Here is a 14616-nt window from a genome sequence, read left to right on the forward strand (position 1 = left end):
ATGAAAATCATGGTGAACGGCGAAAAGGTCGAAGTGAATGCGACAACACTGGATGCCATCCTCGTCGAGTTGGGGCATGGCGAGGCCAAGGTCGCGACGGCACTGAACGAAGAATTTGTCCCGGCAACTCTGCGCGCGGACACCGAACTTGAAGCCGGGGATCGACTAGAGATCGTCGCGCCGCGGCAGGGGGGCTGATCATGCCAACGTTCTACGGTACTGAAATTCAATCCCGCTTGATGCTGGGCACGGCGCAATATCCATCGCCAGCCATTTTGGCGGATGCCTTCCGTCGCTCCAAAGCTGGCATCGCCACCGTGTCGGTGCGTCGCGAGGCGGGTGGCGAACAGGCTGGCCAAGCGTTTTGGGATCTGATCAAGGAACTCGATGTGGCGCTGCTGCCTAATACAGCGGGCTGCCATTCCGTGCGTGAGGCCGTGACCACCGCCCATATGGCGCGCGAGCTGTTTGACACGCCTTGGATCAAGCTCGAGGTAATTGGTCATTCCGACACCTTGCAGCCGGATGTCTTTGGTCTCGTTGAAGCTGCGCGCATTCTGTCTGAGGATGGGTTTCAGGTCTTTCCTTACTGCACCGAAGACTTGGTGCTGTGTGACAAGTTGCTGAACGCAGGGTGTCAGGTGTTGATGCCATGGGGCGCGCCCATTGGTACTGGTCTGGGGCTGAACAATAAGTATGGTCTACGCTCCCTGCGCGGTCATTTCCCGGATGTGCCTTTGGTCGTTGATGCAGGTCTTGGCGTGCCGAGCCAAGCCGCTGAAGCGATCGAGATGGGTTATGACGCGGTTCTGCTGAACACAGCCGTTGCCAAGGCTGGCGACCCGGCAGCCATGGCAGAAGGGTTTGCATTGGCGGTCGAAGCGGGTGCTTTGGCCAATCAGGCCGATCCCATGGAGCCACGTGACATGGCCGCGCCTTCTACGCCGGTTATTGGAAAGGCGTTTCTCGAATGAGCCTGCCTCGTTTCTATCCGGTCTTTGATGACATCCGTTGGCTTGAACGCATGTTGCCGCTGGGCGTGAAGCTTGTGCAACTGCGCATCAAAGACACACCGATGGCTGAGGTCAAAGCTCAACTGCAGGCTGGCAAAGAGCTCTGCGCAGAACACGATGCCATAATGGTTGTGAACGACTATTGGGAGCTGGCCATCGAACTGGGTTGCGACTGGCTGCACCTCGGTCAGGAAGACCTCAATGAGGCCGATCTGGATGCCATCCGTGCGGCTGGCTTGAAACTGGGTGTGTCTACCCATGACAATGCCGAATTAGACCGCGTGTTAGAGTTCAATCCAGAATACGTGGCATTGGGCCCGGTTTACCCGACCATTCTGAAGAAAATGAAATGGCACCAACAGGGTTTGGGCAAGGTGACAGAGTGGAAAGAACTGCTTAGTGATACCCCCCTCTGTGCCATTGGCGGTATGTCTGTTGAACGAGCGCCCGGGGCTTTCGAAGCCGGAGCGGATATCGTTGCGGCTGTCACGGACATCACATTGAATGACGATCCGGAAGCGCGCGTGCGCGAATGGCTGGAGGTTTGCAAGTGAGCCGCTACGCCCGCCAAATCCAAGTGCCAACTGTGGGACCGGAAGGTCAGGCGAAAATCCGGTCTGCCCGGGTGTTGGTGATTGGCGCGGGCGGTTTGGCAGCGCCTGTGTTGCAATATCTGGTTGGAGCCGGGGTCAGCTATATTCGCTTGGTTGATCCAGACATAGTTGAGGAGTCAAATCTCCACCGCCAGACTATTTTCCGCGAAAGTGACATTGGCAAACCCAAATCCGAAGCGGCTGCTTTACACATGGATCAGCTCAACCCGGCCTGCCATATCGAGCAATGGACCGTTCGGTTTGAACCGGCAAATGCCTGGAAACTTTGTACGGGTGTCGACGTGGTGATCGACTGCGCAGACAGTTTCGCGGCCTCTTACGTGGCCAGCGATCATTGTCTGGGTGCAAACATCCCTCTGATCAGTGCTTCAGTGGTTGGTACAGCAGGATATTGCGGTGGGTTTTGTGGCGCAGCGCCCAGCCTGCGCGCCGTATTCCCGGACCTGCCAGACCGGCTTGGCAGCTGCGATGCTGACGGCGTGCTTGGTCCGTCCGTTGGCGTGATTGGTAGCCTGCAGGCGCAGATGGCCCTTGCGGTGATCACCGGCGTAGATCCGAGTCCACTTGGGCAATTGGTGACCTACGACGCAGAGGCAATGCGCTTTGGGGGCTTCCGCTTTGATCGCGCGCACGAACCCCATCAACAGCACCGGTTTATTTCCGCCAAGTCCATCCGCGAAACGGATTTCATCGCGGACCTGCGTGCAGCAGATGAACCCGGCCCAAAGGTGCCGGACGCTCTGCGCGCAGTGGTCACAGATTTTGGCACAGAGAGCGGCCCAAAGCCGGAAGAGACACAACGCGCGGTACTGGTCTGTCGATCAGGCTTGCGCGCGTGGCAGGCAGCCGAACGCCTGTCGAAAGTATGGAACGGAGAAATAGCACTCGTCGCGATGGGCGATGTGTGAGGGATTCATCGGAGACGACACATGAAAAAGTTCTTGATGGCAGCAGCCATGCTGACTGCAACGCCGGCCTTCGCGGCTGACAAAATGACCGTCCTGCTGGACTGGTTCATCAACCCCGATCATGGCCCGATTATCGTCGCGCAGGAGAAAGGGTTCTTTGCAGACCAAGGCCTGGAAGTTGAGATCGTACCACCGGCAGACCCATCCGCACCGCCAAAACTGGTTGCTGCAGGTCAGGCTGATCTGGCGGTTTCCTACCAGCCACAACTGCACCTGCAGGTCGCAGAAGGTCTGCCTTTGGTGCGTGTCGGCACTCTGGTCGCAACACCTCTGAACTGCCTGTTGGTACTTGCCGACGGTCCAGTCAAAGAAGTGGCTGACCTCAAAGGCGGCAAAGTGGGTTATTCTGTTGCGGGCGTTGAAGAAGCGCTGCTTGGCACCATTTTGAAAACCCATGGTCTGGGAATGGACGACATCGAACTGGTCAATGTGAACTGGTCCCTGTCCCCATCCCTGATGTCCGGTCAGGTGGACGCAGTTCTGGGTGCATACCGCAACTTCGAACTGAACCAGATGGAAATCGAAGGCGTTGAAGGCAAGTGCTTCTACATCGAAGAAGAAGGCGTGCCGACATACGACGAGCTGATCTACGTGGCGCACAAAGACACCATGGATGCCGATAAAACCCGCCGCTTCCTGCGGGCAACAGAGCTGGCAACACAGTACATCGTGAACCACCCGCAAGAGAGCTGGGAAATTTTCGCAGGCACTTCTGCTGAGCTGCAAGATGAGCTGAACGAAAAAGCATGGGTAGATACTCTGCCACGTTTCGCACTGCGCCCGGAAGCGCTGGACGAAGGTCGTTATGTACGGTTCGAGCAATTCCTTGCGGACGCAAAACTGGTAGAGGGCACCCGTCCGGTGTCTGAGCTGGCTGTCGACCTTGGTGCTCAGTAAGCATGGCTTACGGTAAAACTTTCCCGCTTTGGCGGGACGCGGCGGGCCAGAACTGGCCCGCCTACGTGGATCATGAATTTGTCCGTGGTCTGAAAGACGGCTCGCTGTCACGCGAGGCGTTTTTGCATTATCTGGTGCAGGACTATGTGTTTCTGATCCATTTCTCTCGCGCTTGGGCCTTGGCGATCACCAAGGCGGATACACCGGAAGAGATGCGCCTCTGCGCTGGCACGGTGAATGCGCTGATCAACGAAGAGATCGCGCTGCACATCAAAACCTGTGCGGAAGCAGGCATTTCAGAAGAAGATCTGTTCGAGGCGGAGGAACGCCCGGAAAACCTCGCCTATACACGCTATGTGCTGGACGCGGGTCATTCTGGTGACTTCCTTGACCTGCTGGCAGCTTTGGCGCCCTGCGTTCTGGGGTACGGCGAGATTGGCGCAACGCTGATCGCAGACCATGCGTGTGACTATGCCGAATGGATCGGCACCTATGGATCCGATGAGTACCAAGGTGTCTGCAATGAGGTTGCTGCATTGATCGACGCAGCGGTCGAACGTCGATTGGGGACAAATCCAACCGAGAGCCCAAGATGGGCGGCCCTTTGCAAACGTTTCGATATGGCCACGAAACTGGAAGTCGGCTTCTGGGATATGGGGCTACGCCCATGACCAAAGCCCCGGCGCTCTATATGCGAGGCAGCGCGGAGATCGACGGTACGTCGATCTTCAAGACGCTGGACTTGCATGTCGCGGCGGGGCAGTGGACCTGTTTGCTGGGCTCCAGTGGTGTCGGCAAATCAACGGTCCTCAAACTCTTTGCAGGGCTTGCGGAACACGTCAGCTTTAATGGCGAATTCGGGTCAGATGCTGGCCCATTGGAAGGGCGCATTGCCCTCATGGCGCAAAGCGACCTGCTGCTGCCGTGGCTGTCTGTGTCTGAAAACGTCGCTCTCGGAGCGCGGTTGCGTGGAGAACGCTCCGATCAGGCGCGCGTGATGACCGTTCTTGACCGTGTTGGCCTTGCAGATAAAGCCAAGCGCAAACCCACGGAACTGTCTGGTGGCCAACGCCAACGCGTTGCATTGGCACGCACCTTAATGGAGGATCGCCCGGTGGTCTTGTTGGACGAGCCCTTCTCTGCGCTTGACGCCAAGAACCGAGCGCGCATGCAGGAGCTCGCCGCGGAGGTTCTTGAAGACCGGACCGTATTGTTGGTAACCCACGATCCGGCAGAGGCAGCGCGCCTTGGCCATGTCATCACTGTAATGACTGATCGTGGAATTGAAGCTGTCGCACCGCCAGATGGGCAGGTTCCCCGCGCTGTTGACGATGAAAATGTATTGAAGGTTCAAGCGGCTTTGCTTGCGCAACTTAGGGAGGACGCCTGATGCGGGTGACCGATAAATTAAAGAATAAGGTGGCCGAAGATTGGATGCTGGCAACGCGCCACCCATTCACGGCGGCATTGGCAGACGGAACGATCGAGCCCGATTTGATGCGTGGTTATCTACAGCAGGATTACCTTTTTATTGATCAATTCGTGCGTCTCCTTGCTACGGCCATTGCCCACGCGCCAACTCTGGCGGACAGTGTTCCCGCCGCGCAGTTCCTCGGTGTCATCACAGGCCCTGAAAACACTTACTTCCTTCGTAGCTTTGAGGCTCTCGGCATTCAGCCAAACGCTGATCCGGCACCGGAAACCGTGAACTTTCAAAACCTGATGGAAGAAGCGCGCCTATCTGGTCGATATGAGATCATGTTGGCAGTGCTTGTTGTCGCTGAGTGGGTTTATCTGGAGTGGGCGACGCCGTTTGTTGATCGTGTTGATGATCTGCCATTCTGGCTTGGCGAATGGATCACTTTGCATAGCGGCGAGGGCTTTGAAAGCGTCGTCGAATACCTCCGCGATCAACTCGATAAAATTTGGGATGGGCTTGAGGACCACCAGCAGGGAATGGTCGAGGAATACTTCTGTGAAGCGGTGAAACGCGAGCGCGCTTTCTTTGAAGGTGCATGGGCGGGCTTCCCAATCGCGTCATGAAGAGCTGGCAGGCAGGCATAGCTTCCGCCCTTTTGGGTATTGCGATCTGGCAGGCAATTGTCACGATTGGTGACCTGCAGAAGTTCATCTTGCCGGGGCCACTCCTTGTTGCCGAGACACTTTGGAAAAGCCGTGTCTTCATACTTGAAAACGCCTGGATCACACTGACCGAAGTCTTGCTGGGCTTGGTCCTGGGGGCATTGATCGGCGGGTTCAGCGCTATCATGCTGGCCTCGTCGCCCGTGGCCCGTGCTTTGGTTCGCCCGATGTTGGTGTTCACTCAGGCCGTGCCCGTTTTCGCCTTGGCGCCCATCCTGAACCTCTGGCTTGGATTTGGCCTGACGTCCAAAGTCGTCATGGCGCTGATTATTGTCTACTTTCCAGTCACATCCGCTTTCTTTGACGCTTTGATCCGAGTGAATCCGGATTGGCTTGGTCTTGCGCGAGTGATGGGAGCAGGAAAGTGGCGTGTGATGTGGCATATCCGCATTCCTGCGGCACTGCCCGGTTTTGCATCGGGCCTTCGCTTGGCTGCTGTCTATGCGCCCATTGGCGCCATAATCGGTGAATGGGTGGGGGCCTCCAAGGGGCTTGGCTACCTCATGCTCTTGGCGAATGGTCGCGCCAAAATCGACCTGATGTTTGCTGCACTAATTGTATTGGCGGTGATGACCATTTGCCTGCATGCGGCGACGGACCAGTTTTGTCGAAAGTTTCTGGACCGAACGGAAAGCTAGATCGTTCTGAGAGTTTCGATACCTTTATGGATGTCTGACAAAAGAAAACCCCCGGTCATTTCTGGCCGGGGGTTTCAGTTTTTATCGTGTCCGCGAGTTAGCCTATCGCGACGGCTTTCACGTCGTTGTCGATGAACGGAATGTATTGCTCAAAATTGTCTGCAAACATCTGAACAAGCTTTGCAGCCTGTGCGTCATAAGCAGCTGAGTCATCCCAAGTACGGCGCGGGTCCAAAAGAACCTCCGCAACACCTGGAACCGTCACAGGTACGTCAAAACCAAAGTTCACGTCCTTGCGGAACTCTTCATTTTCCAGGGAACCGTCCAAAGCAGCAGTCAGCAGCGCGCGGGTTGCGCGGATCGGCATACGGGAACCGGTGCCATATGCGCCGCCGGTCCAGCCAGTATTGACCAACCAGCACGTCGCGCCGTGCTTGGCGATCTTCTCGCGAAGAAGGTTGCCGTAGACTTCCGGGCGACGCGGCATGAAAGGCGCGCCGAAACAAGTGGAGAATGTTGGCTGAGGTTCTGTCACGCCACGTTCGGTTCCAGCCACTTTCGCGGTGAAGCCTGACATGAAGTGATACATCGCCTGTGCGGGGGTCAGACGCGCGATTGGAGGCAGTACACCAAAGGCATCACATGTCAGCATGATGATGTTCTTTGGGTGGCCGCCAATAGAGGTCTGGGACGCATTGGAGATGTAGTGCAGCGGATAGGCGCAACGCATGTTGGCCGCCAAACTATCGTCCTCGAAGTCCAGCTCTTTGGTTTCTTCATCAAAAACCATGTTTTCAATGACTGTGCCGAACTTGGTTGTTGTCGCGTAGATCTCTGGTTCCGCTTCCGCGTTCAGGTTGATTGTCTTCGCGTAGCAGCCGCCTTCGAAGTTGAATGTGCCCTGATCAGACCAGCCGTGTTCGTCATCGCCAATCAAAATGCGATCTGGATCTGCCGAAAGCGTTGTTTTACCGGTGCCAGACAGGCCAAAGAATACCGCTGTATCAACCGCGTTGCCCTTTGCGTGGTTGGCAGAACAGTGCATCGGCATAATGCCCTTTTCAGGCAGCAGGTAGTTCAGCAGAGTGAAGACAGATTTCTTGTTCTCACCAGCGTATTCAGTGCCACCAATCAGGATCATCTTGCGATCGAAGTTCAGCGCGATGACGGTTTCCGTGCGGCAACCGTGTTTCTTCGGATCAGCCTGGAAAGTTGGACAGTTGATCACGGTATAATCGGCGATGAAGTCGTCCAGATCTTCGCGGTCCGGGCGACGTAGCATGGTGCGGATAAACAGACCGTGCCAAGCCAACTCGGTGATCATACGCACATTGATCGAATGGCGCGGGTCCGCACCGCCGACCAGATCTTGCACGTGATAGTCTTTGCCCTTCATGTGCTCCAGCATGTCCTCGTAGAGGGCATCAAAGCCGGCAGGTTCCATCGGCGCATTGTTTTCCCACCAGATGGTGTCCTCAACGCTTTCGGAACGCACAACAAATTTATCGTTAGGGGAGCGGCCGGTGTACTTACCGGTGGCTGTCAGGAAAGCGCCGCCATTGCCGAGGGTGCCTTCACCATTTTTCAGCGCAGTTTCGATCAGCGCTGGCTCCATATAGTTATAATAGACATTTCCCAGTCCTTCGATCCCTTGATCTTCCAGGCGGAATTGCGGGTTTACCCGTCCAAATGTCATTGTCTAACTCCTGTAGCCGCGCTGGTCGCGGCGGTCCTTTAAACGTCGCTGGGGATTTCACCCGCGTCGATCCACCCCAAAACGGGGAAGATAGAGGGCTCTTAACATGGGGCATTTTGAATTGAACAGACTGATAGCGCTGCGTTAGCGCAACCAATGATATGTTATCGCAAACCCCACGAAACAAAATTTCATAAGGTGGCAGGATTAGCACGCGGTTAAAGATTTTCGAAAAAAATAGCGGTGCGAATGGGGTGATTCGCGGTTTGGGATTGATTGATCGGCAAAAAACGGCGCATAATAGTCGCAAAAAATAGATATAAAGAGCAGTAAAGAGGAATTGTCCTATGTCCAAGATTGCTTTGGTGGACGACGACAGGAATATCCTGACGTCAGTCTCCATGACTCTTGAGGCGGAAGGTTTCGAGGTAGAGACCTATAACGACGGCCAGCAGGCACTGGACGCGTTTAACCGCAAACTTCCCGATATGGCTGTGCTGGACATCAAGATGCCCCGCATGGATGGTATGGATCTTCTGCAGCGCCTACGTCAGAAGACGTCGATGCCAGTGATCTTCCTGACGTCCAAAGACGATGAGATCGATGAGGTTCTCGGCCTGCGCATGGGCGCGGACGACTACGTCAAAAAACCTTTTAGCCAGCGCCTTCTGGTGGAGCGAATTCGCGCACTTCTGCGTCGTCAGGAGGCACAAAGCGGCGCAATTGTCGCGGGCGAAACTGAAGAAACCAAAGTCATGGAACGTGGTGAGCTTTCCATGGACCCCCTGCGGCACGCAGTGTCTTGGAAGGGCAAGGATGTTACGTTGACCGTGACCGAATTCTTGCTGTTGCAAGCGCTGGCGCAGCGCCCTGGATTCGTGAAATCTCGCGATCAGCTGATGGATGTTGCCTATGATGATCAGGTCTATGTTGACGACCGCACCATCGACAGCCACATCAAACGCCTGCGCAAGAAAATGCGCACAGCCGACCCAGAATTCTCTGCGATTGAGACGCTCTATGGCATTGGCTATAGGTACAACGAAGAATAATGGCTCTGGCCGAAGGGATAAACGCAGGCAATATGGCGCATGGGCGTGATGGCGACGTCGTCCTAGGGGATGATTGGGTCGCACCTGAATCCACGGTTGAAAAAGAAATGCGGGGGCGACGTGAGCGCCGCCGCCTGACGCCATTGCGGCGTTCTCCTTTGACCCGCAAGATCATCACGTTCAATCTGATTGCCCTGCTGCTGATGGCGGCGGGCATTCTTTATTTGAATTCCAGCCGTGAAAACTTCGTCGAACAGCATCAAGACGCGCTAGTGTCTGAGGCAGAACTTCTTGGCGCTGCTATGGAAGTGCAGATGCCAGCCGGAGCGCCGGTTAATTTGATCACGGGTGATGGCGTAGATGTTCAGGGCACTTTGGATCGCATCCCATTGCGCGCTGGTGTCGGGGTTGTAGTCATAGACTTGGCCGGCAATCGTATTGCTGAGGCTGCTGGTCCTGAAGCAGCTGCCGTCGAAGGTCGCTCTACACCTTTGACCAATGCGATGAATTGGCTTTGGAATGCTGTCATTGGCTCTGACAACGCAACCGTCATCGGCGACACGTCCGGTCTTCTAGATGATTTTGCGCAAGTCGTTCTCGCTGAGGATTCTGCACGCGATGTTCTGCAGGCTGCAAATGGCGAAGCATTCTTTGCTGCGGGCTCTGTGCTTGATCAGTCAGGTCGAGATGTTGGGGTTATCATTCTAACCCAGTCATCCGCCGAGGTGGATCAGCTGGTGCTTGTGCAACGAGAGCGTGTCCTGCAGATGTTCCTTGTTGCAATTGTAGTCTCAATTGGTTTGTCGGTCGTGCTGGCATCAACGATTTCAAATCCGCTGAGCGATCTGGCAGCCGCTGCAGAAATTGGCCGGGACCGCGATGATCGTCAGGTGAACCCAGGGCGGGTTCGCATTCCAGATCTGACAGCTCGCCCGGATGAGATTGGACGCCTAAGCACAGCCTTGCGGGGCATGGTTGGCGCGCTTTATGAGCGTATCGACAGCAACGAGCAATTCGCAGCTGACGTGGCGCATGAGATCAAAAACCCTCTCGCGAGCTTACGCTCTGCAGTTGGGTCACTACGTATGGTCAAACGCGAAGATCACCGTGAGAAGCTTCTGAACGTAATTGAACATGACGTTCGCCGCTTGGATCGTCTGGTCAGTGATATTTCTAACGCTTCCCGACTCGACGCAGAGCTGGTGAAGGAAGAGGAAGAGCAATTCAACCTCGTGTCCATGATTGGCAATTTGACCCAGTACTTGGGGGAAGATGCCAAAAGCAAAGGCATCGACTTTATTTCTGATCTGCCGAGTAAGCCGATTGAGATTATGGGGCTTGAAGCACGTCTGGCGCAGGTTTTTGTCAACCTTATCACCAATGCGATTAGCTTCTGCGAAGATGGCGATGCGATCCGCGTCTGGGTTCGCAAGCGTCAGAACCGAGTTCTGGTCGTCGTTGAAGATACGGGCCCGGGAATTCCTGACCAAGCGCTCAACAAGATTTTCAATCGGTTCTATTCAGAGCGTCCGCATGAGGACTTCGGCAATAACTCAGGACTTGGCCTCGCGATTTCCAAGCAGATCGTGGAGGCGCATGGCGGTGTGATTTGGGCTGAGAATATTCGCCCGACAGAAGCTGACATCACCTCCGAGCCTCTGGGTGCACGATTTGTTGTGGGAGTGCCCGTCTGAAAATGAGCAATCCCAATGAAGAAGACATTCGGCCGTCCCCAGAAGGGGGCGGCCTTTTGCATGCATCCTGTGTCGCCGTTGATGGACGGGGAGTATTGATATCGGGCAGGTCCGGGAGTGGAAAATCCGCATTGGCGCTTGAGCTTATGAGCCGCGGTGCAAAGCTGGTATCGGACGACCAGACCGTTCTATGGGAACAAGAAGGCTGTCTTTGGGCTAAGGCTGCACCAAATTTGAAAGGGCAGATTGAGGCGCGGGGAATTGGAATTCTCAACGCAGCAACGATCGATGAGGCGCAGGTGTCATTGTGTGTTGATCTGGACAGACTGGAACCTGATAGACTTCCTCGGTGGCACACGATTTCGCGATTGAGTGTATCACTCCCCTTGCTTTTAAAAGTGCCGCACCCACATTTTGCATCTGCAATCCTGCAATATCTGACCCATGGGCGTAGCGCTTAAAATGACGTCAAAGACCAAAACTAATCCACGACTGGTGCTTGTGACCGGCCCCTCAGGGGCAGGGCGATCAACGGCGATTAAAGTGCTAGAGGATTTGGGATTTGAAACCATCGATAACCTTCCGTTTGGTTTGGTTGAACGACTTTTCTCTGGTCCTCGCCTGAGCCGCCCCATGGCGCTCGTGCTAGATGCTCGGAACAGAGACTTCACGCCTCAGGCCCTGCTTGATCTGATGAAGGAGCTCGATGTCTACGATCCGGAATTGCTTTATCTGGATTGCAGTCGTGAAATCTTGCAGCGCCGATACAGCGAAACAAGGCGGCGGCATCCAATGGCACCCGAGGAAAGTGCCATTGCCGGAATTGATCGGGAAAAGGAGCTGCTGATTCCCGTTCAAGATCGTGCAGATATTCTGATCGATACCAGTGAACTCACGGTGCACACGCTGAGGGAAGCACTGCAAAGGCAATTCGCACAAGATAGGCAAAACCTCCTGTCGATTACGCTCACCAGTTTCAGCTATAAGCGGGGGCTACCGCAGGGTGTTGATATTGTGCACGATTGCCGTTTCCTGAAAAATCCCTATTGGGATCCGGATCTCCGTTCTTTTGACGGTAGAAATGAACGCGTTGCGAACTACGTGTCTGAAGATGAGAAATTCGCACCCTTCTTTGATAAGTTGAACGAGATGGTCGCATTTCTGCTTCCGGCCTACCGGGATGAGGGCAAGGCGCATCTTAGCATTGGTATTGGGTGTACTGGCGGGCAACACCGTTCAGTATTTGTAACGGAAAAACTTGCCGAGGCCCTTGCACAGGAGGGCTGGCAAGTGTCAATTAGGCATCGCGAATTGGACCGGCGCGAAGGGAGGGGCGTGACCGGATCAGCTGGTAGCGGAGTGGCAAAAGCGTGATCGGAATCGTCATAGTGGCCCATGGGGGCCTTGCGCTGGAATATCTTGCAGCTGTAGAGCACGTGGTTGGCTCTCAGTCCGGTATTCGCGCCATCTCTATAAAGGCAGATTGCGACCGCGCCCTGAAGCAGGACGAGATTTGCACTGCCGCCAACGAGGTCGATTCGGGCGAAGGCGTTGTGGTCGTAACGGATATGTTTGGTGGATCTCCCAGCAATCTTTCTCTGCGCGCATGCGCCCCAGACAATCGACGCATCGTCTATGGTGCCAACCTTCCTATGCTGATAAAACTCGCCAAAAGCCGGCATTTGACGGTGCCTGACGCTGTGCGCGTCTCGTTGGAAGCGGGGCGTAAGTACATCGATAGTCAGAATATTAAGACAGGTTGAGTAACTTATGACCGAAAGCACGACCCGGACCCTTGAGATTGTGAATGAAAAGGGGCTTCACGCACGCGCTTCTGCGAAGCTTGTGGAGGTTGTCGAAGGATTTGACGCCACGGCAGAAGTTTCCAAGGATGGGTTGAGTGCTGGCGGCGACAGTATTATGGGGTTGCTGATGTTGGCAGCATCTCGTGGCACCTCAATCGAAGTACAGACTTCCGGACCTGATGCCTCTGCATTGGCAGACGCAATCGAAGCATTGGTCGCGGATAAGTTCGGAGAAGGCTTTTAGGTAGCCGCACAGGATGTCAGGCTGCCGAAAGAGACCGAACAGGAAGTAGAACGTGTTGGATAAGTCATCGCAAATACAAGACGCTGCAGGCGAAGACGGCGAAACTTATGATCGTCGCCAGCTGACCTATGCGAATTCTTTCGATGATGGCTGGACCACGACCGCGATCAAAACCATCGAGTGGTTTACCGGTAAGATCTCAATCTTGCGGATGGTTAACAAATTTGAACGCATGAATGCCGACCATCGAGGCCAGAGGTTCTGGGCCGGTGCTTTGGATGTAATGGGTGTCAAACTTACAACGCCGCAATCACAGGTCGATAATATCCCAACCGAAGGCCCTATCGTTGTAGTTGCGAACCATCCTCACGGTCTTGTCGATGGTATGGTTCTTGCGGAGCTGATTGGCCGCCGTCGTGAGGACTACAGAATTCTGACACGCTCTGTTCTGACAGGACTGGACGAAGCAGCCACGTCATTCATGATCCCAGTACCTTTTCCACATGATCCAGAAGCACAGCGCAAAATGGTTGAGATGCGCGCAAAGGCGATGGATTTCCTGAAACAAGGCGGTGTTGTTGCCCTATTCCCATCAGGTGTGGTTTCGTCTTCCGATACGATGTTTGGGCCTGTGATTGAGCGTGAGTGGAATGTCTTTACAGCTCAGTTGATCCGTCGTTCTGGTGCGCGTGTCGTTCCTATTTATTTCCCAGGCGAAAACACGCGTTGGTATCAGATTGCCAACCGGCTGTCCGCGGTCCTACGTCAGGGCCTTTTGCTGCGAGAGATTGTCAAATCCTGCAACAAGCCGCAAGGGCCGATTATTGGCAAGCCACTTAATGATGTGCAAATGGCTGAACTTCAGCGCAACCCGCGCGGCTTTATGGCTTGGTTGCGCAATCATACTCTGACATTGGGCGAAAATTCGGACGCAGTTTAAACCTGTGCCTTAGCGCGTTGGCACGGGTGTTTCCCCACGATAGTCATAAAAGCCTCGCTTGCTTTTGCGACCCAGCCAGCCTGCTTCCACGTATTTCGTCAGGAGCGGGCAGGGGCGATATTTCGTGTCTGCCAAGCCGTCGTGAAGAACGTTCATAATTGCCAAACAGGTGTCTAGGCCAATGAAGTCTGCGAGCTCAAGTGGCCCCATAGGATGATTGGCGCCCAGTTTCATCGCGTTGTCGATGGAAGCAACGTTCCCAACACCTTCATATAGCGTATAGCAGGCCTCATTGATCATCGGGATCAGAATGCGGTTCACAATGAACGCTGGGAAATCCTCTGCAGAGGCCGCGGTCTTATCCAAGCGATTTACGATACCCAGGCAAGTCTCGTATGTGTCATCATCCGTCGCGATGCCTCGGATCAATTCCACAAGCTTCATCAGCGGAACGGGGTTCATGAAGTGGAAGCCCATGAACTTCTCTGGCCGGTCGGTCCGACTGGCGAGGCGTGTGATCGAAATGGAAGATGTGTTGGAGGTCAGGATGGTGTGCGGCTGAATATGCGGTAGCAGGCCTTCGAAGATCTTGTATTTGATTTCTTCGTTTTCGGTTGCCGCTTCAACGATCAAATCCGTTTGCCCCACCTCTTCCTGCGCGAGCGTGGTTTTGATCCGGCCAAGCGCGTCGACTTTTGCGTCTGCTGTGATCAATTCACGCGAGACCTGCCGTTCCATGTTTTTGTCAATCCGGGCGACCGCAGCCTGCAGGCTGTCCTCCGAAATGTCATTCAGCACCACGTTATATCCGGCCAACGCCATCACATGTGCGATGCCGTTGCCCATTTGTCCCGCGCCGACCACGCCAACCGAAGTGATTTCCATGTGCCTCAACCTTTTCGCAGTTGCAGCG

General features: G+C 54.8%; 18 protein-coding genes. 16 read left to right on the plus strand and 2 right to left on the minus strand.

Features of this window, described 5'->3' with window-relative positions:
* Genes thiS through M0D42_RS00400 form a run of 9 tightly spaced genes read left to right on the plus strand, consistent with a single transcriptional unit; the run spans window position 1 to window position 6272 of the window.
* Window positions 1-198, plus strand: coding sequence for a sulfur carrier protein ThiS (gene thiS, locus M0D42_RS00360; protein WP_265019646.1), 198 nt, complete (start codon window positions 1-3; stop codon window positions 196-198).
* A 2-nt stretch (window positions 199-200) separates the two neighbouring features.
* Window positions 201-974 carry a thiazole synthase gene (locus M0D42_RS00365; RefSeq protein WP_265019647.1) on the plus strand — a complete coding sequence of 258 codons (774 nt, stop codon included), beginning with the start codon at window positions 201-203 and terminating at the stop codon, window positions 972-974.
* Window positions 971-1567: a thiamine phosphate synthase gene (locus M0D42_RS00370; RefSeq protein ID WP_265019648.1), complete on the plus strand. Its 597-nt coding sequence runs from the start codon at window positions 971-973 to the stop codon at window positions 1565-1567. Before M0D42_RS00365 ends, M0D42_RS00370 begins: the two co-directional genes overlap by 4 nt.
* Window positions 1564-2535 (plus strand): HesA/MoeB/ThiF family protein, encoded by a 972-nt coding sequence (locus tag M0D42_RS00375; RefSeq protein WP_265019649.1) that lies wholly within the window; start codon window positions 1564-1566, stop codon window positions 2533-2535. The genes M0D42_RS00370 and M0D42_RS00375 overlap by 4 nt, the downstream gene beginning before the upstream one ends.
* A 21-nt stretch (window positions 2536-2556) precedes the next feature.
* Window positions 2557-3492 carry an ABC transporter substrate-binding protein gene (locus M0D42_RS00380; RefSeq protein WP_265019650.1) on the plus strand — a complete coding sequence of 312 codons (936 nt, stop codon included), beginning with the start codon at window positions 2557-2559 and terminating at the stop codon, window positions 3490-3492.
* Window positions 3493-3494: 2 nt separating this feature from the next.
* The gene (gene tenA / locus M0D42_RS00385; RefSeq protein ID WP_265019651.1) at window positions 3495-4163 is read left to right on the plus strand and encodes a thiaminase II; all 669 of its coding nucleotides are present in this window, start codon (window positions 3495-3497) and stop codon (window positions 4161-4163) included.
* A complete protein-coding gene (locus M0D42_RS00390) occupies window positions 4160-4882 on the plus strand; it encodes an ABC transporter ATP-binding protein (protein WP_265019652.1) in 723 nt (240 codons plus the stop codon). The genes tenA and M0D42_RS00390 overlap by 4 nt, the downstream gene beginning before the upstream one ends.
* On the plus strand, window positions 4882-5535 hold the full coding sequence (locus M0D42_RS00395) for a TenA family protein (RefSeq protein ID WP_265019653.1): 654 nt from the start codon (window positions 4882-4884) through the stop codon (window positions 5533-5535). Before M0D42_RS00390 ends, M0D42_RS00395 begins: the two co-directional genes overlap by 1 nt.
* Window positions 5532-6272, plus strand: a complete 741-nt coding sequence (locus M0D42_RS00400) for an ABC transporter permease (RefSeq protein ID WP_265021068.1) — start codon at window positions 5532-5534, stop codon at window positions 6270-6272. The genes M0D42_RS00395 and M0D42_RS00400 overlap by 4 nt, the downstream gene beginning before the upstream one ends.
* Window positions 6273-6369: 97 nt before the next feature.
* On the opposite strand, the gene M0D42_RS00405 is transcribed toward M0D42_RS00400, so the two are convergent.
* Window positions 6370-7968 carry a phosphoenolpyruvate carboxykinase gene (locus M0D42_RS00405; protein WP_265019654.1) on the minus strand — a complete coding sequence of 533 codons (1599 nt, stop codon included), beginning with the start codon at window positions 7966-7968 and terminating at the stop codon, window positions 6370-6372.
* Window positions 7969-8315: 347 nt separating this feature from the next.
* Here M0D42_RS00405 and M0D42_RS00410 point away from each other — a divergent pair, with 347 nt between their 5' ends.
* The 7 genes from M0D42_RS00410 to M0D42_RS00440 are packed head-to-tail and all read left to right on the plus strand — an operon-like array spanning window position 8316 to window position 13703.
* Entirely contained in the window at window positions 8316-9020 is a 705-nt protein-coding gene (locus M0D42_RS00410; RefSeq protein WP_265019655.1) for a response regulator transcription factor, read from the plus strand.
* Window positions 9020-10714 carry a sensor histidine kinase gene (locus M0D42_RS00415; protein WP_265019656.1) on the plus strand — a complete coding sequence of 565 codons (1695 nt, stop codon included), beginning with the start codon at window positions 9020-9022 and terminating at the stop codon, window positions 10712-10714. The genes M0D42_RS00410 and M0D42_RS00415 overlap by 1 nt, the downstream gene beginning before the upstream one ends.
* 2 nt (window positions 10715-10716) lie before the next feature.
* Entirely contained in the window at window positions 10717-11175 is a 459-nt protein-coding gene (locus M0D42_RS00420; protein WP_265019657.1) for an HPr kinase/phosphorylase, read from the plus strand.
* A gap of 1 nt (window position 11176) precedes the next feature.
* The gene (gene rapZ, locus M0D42_RS00425; protein WP_265019658.1) at window positions 11177-12088 is read left to right on the plus strand and encodes an RNase adapter RapZ; all 912 of its coding nucleotides are present in this window, start codon (window positions 11177-11179) and stop codon (window positions 12086-12088) included.
* Window positions 12085-12477, plus strand: a complete 393-nt coding sequence (locus M0D42_RS00430) for a PTS sugar transporter subunit IIA (RefSeq protein ID WP_265019659.1) — start codon at window positions 12085-12087, stop codon at window positions 12475-12477. Before rapZ ends, M0D42_RS00430 begins: the two co-directional genes overlap by 4 nt.
* Before the next feature lie 7 nt (window positions 12478-12484).
* The gene (locus M0D42_RS00435) at window positions 12485-12763 is read left to right on the plus strand and encodes an HPr family phosphocarrier protein (protein WP_265019660.1); all 279 of its coding nucleotides are present in this window, start codon (window positions 12485-12487) and stop codon (window positions 12761-12763) included.
* A 52-nt stretch (window positions 12764-12815) separates the two neighbouring features.
* Window positions 12816-13703 carry a lysophospholipid acyltransferase family protein gene (locus M0D42_RS00440; RefSeq protein WP_265019661.1) on the plus strand — a complete coding sequence of 296 codons (888 nt, stop codon included), beginning with the start codon at window positions 12816-12818 and terminating at the stop codon, window positions 13701-13703.
* A gap of 9 nt (window positions 13704-13712) precedes the next feature.
* Here M0D42_RS00440 and M0D42_RS00445 read toward each other — a convergent pair whose 3' ends face one another.
* Entirely contained in the window at window positions 13713-14588 is an 876-nt protein-coding gene (locus M0D42_RS00445) for a 3-hydroxybutyryl-CoA dehydrogenase (RefSeq protein ID WP_265019662.1), read from the minus strand.
* Window positions 14589-14616: the final 28 nt, after the last annotated feature.

The organism is Cognatishimia activa (genome assembly GCF_026016445.1).
Lineage (GTDB): Bacteria > Pseudomonadota > Alphaproteobacteria > Rhodobacterales > Rhodobacteraceae > Cognatishimia > Cognatishimia activa_B.